The sequence below is a fragment of the Synechococcus sp. R3-13 genome (assembly GCF_047462195.1).
Lineage (GTDB): Bacteria > Cyanobacteriota > Cyanobacteriia > Thermostichales > Thermostichaceae > Thermostichus.
In genome coordinates, this window is record NZ_JANSIO010000042.1 from 1 (window position 1) to 3459 (window position 3459).

General features: G+C 61.5%; 3 protein-coding genes. All 3 read left to right on the plus strand.

Translation table 11 applies throughout. From position 1 onward, the window contains the following. Window positions 1-120 precede the first annotated feature (120 nt). A complete protein-coding gene (gyrA, locus tag NW856_RS01400) occupies window positions 121-2649 on the plus strand; it encodes a DNA gyrase subunit A (RefSeq protein ID WP_414398724.1) in 2529 nt (842 codons plus the stop codon). Window positions 2650-2835: 186 nt separating this feature from the next. After that, the gene (locus NW856_RS01405; RefSeq protein WP_414330541.1) at window positions 2836-3207 is read left to right on the plus strand and encodes a DUF760 domain-containing protein; all 372 of its coding nucleotides are present in this window, start codon (window positions 2836-2838) and stop codon (window positions 3205-3207) included. Window positions 3208-3245: 38 nt separating this feature from the next. Beyond that, window positions 3246-3459, plus strand: a 214-nt coding sequence (locus NW856_RS01410; protein ID WP_414398725.1) for a glycerate kinase, incomplete at its 3' end; no start/stop codon positions are given.

Sequence of the window (3459 nt, forward strand, 5' to 3'; positions counted from 1 at the left end):
CTGCGAAGCAGTCAGGGTCGGGTAGTTTACTCTGCCACGGCCAAGGTTGGCTTCTCGATAAACTTCCATGAACCCACTGCGCCAAGGCCGACTGGGATCCCTTACGGATAACCCAACCCCATGAGCGACAACGAATCGACGGCGCGCATCATCTCCACCGACCTGCAGCGGGAGATGTCGCAGTCCTACCTGGAATACGCCATGAGCGTGATCGTCGGGAGGGCTTTGCCAGATGCGCGGGATGGCCTGAAGCCGGTGCACCGCCGCATTCTCTACGCTATGCACGAGTTGGGCCTGACGGCGGATCGCCCCTTCCGCAAGTGTGCCCGCGTGGTGGGGGATGTGATCGGGAAATACCATCCCCATGGGGATCAGGCCGTCTATGATGCGCTGGTGCGCATGGCTCAAGATTTCTCCATGCGGGAGCGGTTGGTGGATGGGCATGGCAACTTCGGCTCTGTGGACAACGATCCGCCGGCAGCCATGCGCTATACCGAGTGTCGGCTGACTGCCTTTGCCCAAGAAGCCCTGCTCCAAGATATTGACGCCAACACTGTCGATTTTGTCGGCAACTACGACGGATCCCAGCAAGAACCCCTGGTGCTGCCGGCGCGGATCCCGCAATTGCTCTTAAACGGCTCTTCCGGCATCGCCGTGGGCATGGCCACCAACATCCCGCCTCACAACTTGGGCGAATTGGTGGACGGCCTGATCGCCCTCATCCACAACCCCAACCTGACCAGCCTGGAGTTGATGCAGTGGATCCCGGCCCCTGACTTCCCCACCGGGGCGCTGATCATGGGCCAAGAGGGCATCCGCGAAGCCTACACCACCGGGCGCGGCTCCATCACCCTGCGGGGGGTGGCCACCGTCGAAACCATAGAGCAGCGGGGCCGACCGGTTCGGGATGCCATCATCATCACCGAGCTGCCCTACCAAACCAACAAGGCAGCCATGATTGAGAAGATCGCCGAGCTGGTCAACGAGAAAAAGCTGGAAGGCATTGCCGACATCCGCGACGAGAGCGACCGCAGCGGCATGCGGGTGGTGATCGAGCTAAAGCGGGATGCCCAGCCGCAGGTGGTGCTCAACAACCTCTACAAGCAAACCCCCCTGCAGGCCAACTTCGGGGTCAACATGCTGGCCATCCTCAACGGCGAGCCGCGCACCCTGACCCTGCGGGACGCGCTGCAGGCTTTTCTGGATTTTCGGGAAGAGGTGATCGAGCGGCGCACCCGCTACGAGCTGCAAAAAGCCGAAGAGCGGGATCACCTGCTGCAGGGCTATCTCTTGGCTTTGGGGCAGTTGGATCGGGTGATTGCCCTCATTCGGGGAGCCGCCGATACCGCCACAGCCCGAGAGGAATTGCAGGCGGTGTTGGGCCTGAGTGAAGCCCAAGCCGACGGGATCCTGCAAATGCAACTGCGCCGCCTGACTGCTCTGGAAGCGGAAAAAATTCAGGCCGAGCACGAAGACTTGGTGAGGCAAATTGCCGACCTGCGGGATATTCTGGCCCGCCGAGAACGGGTGATGCAGATCATCAGCGAAGAGCTGCAGCAGCTCAAAGCCCGCTTTGCCAGCCCGCGCCGTTCTCGCCTCTGTTTGGAGGATGGGGAGCTGGGAACGGATGATCTGATCGAAAATCGGGAGACGGTTATCTTTCTAACCGAGCAGGGCTATATCAAGCGCATGGGCCTTGAGGAGTTCCAGGTGCAGGGGCGAGCCACCCGCGGCAAAGCCGGCGCCCGCATCAAAGAAGACGATGCCATCGAACAGTTTTTTGCCTGTCGCAGCCACGACACCATCCTCTTTTTCACCAATCGGGGCGTAGTCTATACCCTGCCCGCCCACCAGATCCCCCAGGGGAGCCGCGCCGCCCGCGGCAGCGCCATCGTTCAGTTGCTGCCGATCACCCGGGAAGAGCGGGTTACTTCCATGGTGCCGGTGAGCCAGTTCAGCGAGGACGAATATCTGGTGATGCTCACCCGCGGCGGCTACATCAAAAAAACGGCCCTCAGCGCCTTTGCCAATGTACGCTCCAACGGCCTGATTGCCATCTCTCTGGAAGAAAACGACGAACTGCGCTGGGTGCGCCGCGCCCGCTCCAGCGATGATGTGGTCATGGCGACCCGCCAAGGCATGTCCATTCGCTTCCCGGCGGATGACGAGCAACTGCGCCCTCTGGGACGGGCCACCCGGGGCGTGCGGGCCATTACCCTCAACGCCGGCGATGACATCGTCAGCATGGATATTATCTCTGCCGAATCGGTGATGGCTGCCGAGCGAGAGGGGGAGAAGCTGGCTAACCCTTGGGTGCTGGTGATCACCAAAGAAGGGCGGGGCAAGCGCTCGGCCATCGACAATTTCCGCCAGCAAAACCGCGGCGGCAAGGGGGTGATCGCCACCAAGTTCCGCCAGGCGTCGGACGAGCTGGCGGCCCTGCGCATCGTCAATGCCGAAGACGAGATCCTGTTGGTAACCGCCAGGGGCATTGTCATGCGCCAGTTGGCCAAGGCTATTCCCACCCAGTCCCGCGAGGCGACCGGGGTGCTGGTGCAGCGCCTGGATCCGGAAGACAGCATTGTGGGAGTTACAGTGGTACCCGCTGCCTTGGTTGCCGAGGAGGAGACCTCAGAAGCCAGCGCTTGATCCCCGGCCGTTACTTAGGTACGGCATTTGCCGCCGCAGAAGGGTGGGATCCCGTACCGGAGAGGGTGAGGATGGGGTGTTACCTTTGGGATAGCCCAAATTCCGGGAACGGCAAAGGCCTGTGGGATCAGGCCGAGCAGCCCAGTTGGGATGGCATCTGCTGTGTTTGTGGAGCTTGGTTACTCCATGGCGAGCCCGTTGAACTTCATCCCTGGTTTTGAGGCATTGCAAACTCCGAGCCCCGACAACCGGCTCTGGCAATACCTGCAATCTCAGGATCCCAGCGTCTTTCAGGATATTGCCCGCAATTCTTCTCCGGAAGTGCTGGAGATCTTGGGCCACAACATCCGCAGCTTGGTGGGGAGCTTGCCCTCCGATCAATTCGGGGTTCAGATCATCACCAACCGCGAGAGCTTGGCCAAAATGCTCTCCGGCGCGATGATGGGCGGCTATTTCCTGCGGGTCATGGAGCAGCGCCTAGCCCTGGAGCAATCTTTGGGCAGTGCCTCCCAGCCTGCCAGCGCGGATCAGCCTTCGCCAGCAGAGGAGGAGGGCTAGGCTTGCAATCCACCTTTTAGCGCCGCCGAGGAGGTTCCATGCTGGATGCGGGTTTCCAGGCAAAGGGATCCCAGTTCAGCAGCCCACCGCGGCGGATTTTGGTTTGCCCGGATAGTTTTAAGGGATCCCTAACAGCCACGGCGGCGGCAGAGAGCATGGCCCGCGGGATCCAACAGGTGCTGCCGGAGGCCGAGGTGGAGCGGATCCCCTTGGCCGATGGGGGAGAGGGCACCCTAGAGGTATTGCTGCCGA

What these genes read in the sequence shown, in the direction of transcription:
- NW856_RS01405 (WP_414330541.1), top strand. Translation starts at nt 2,836, where the DNA reads ATGGCGAGCCCGTTGAACTTCATCCCTGGTTTTGAGGCATTGCAAACT.
- gyrA (WP_414398724.1), top strand. Translation starts at nt 121, where the DNA reads ATGAGCGACAACGAATCGACGGCGCGCATCATCTCCACCGACCTGCAG.